Raw genomic sequence first — 248 nt, 5'->3', positions numbered from 1 at the left:
ATCACCTGGCCGACCGTGGCGTACGTCGTCGCGGTCGAAGCCTTGTCGATCGTCATCGCGCGCGTCTGCGTCGCGGTGATCGTCACCGTATCCGTCGGCGAGGTCGTCGTGCCGTCGGTCGCGCTGGCGATATTGGTCAAGGTGCCGGCGTTCAGATCGGCCTGGGTCACGGTGTAGTTCGCCGTGCAGGTCAGGGTCTGAGTCGGGGCCAGGCCACCGGCCGGCAGGGCCGGACAGGTCACCGTGGT

General features: G+C 68.1%; 1 protein-coding gene. It reads right to left on the bottom strand.

All coding sequences use genetic code 11. The features are described 5' to 3' along the window. On the bottom strand, positions 1-248 hold a 248-nt coding region (locus J7J50_RS14280), incomplete at both ends, for a hypothetical protein (RefSeq protein ID WP_215097505.1).

It is taken from the genome of Lysobacter sp. ISL-50, from assembly GCF_018612875.1.
Lineage (GTDB): Bacteria > Pseudomonadota > Gammaproteobacteria > Xanthomonadales > Xanthomonadaceae > Lysobacter.
The sequence above is the reverse complement of the archived record's forward strand: the minus strand, read 5'-3'. Positions and strand labels throughout refer to the sequence as shown.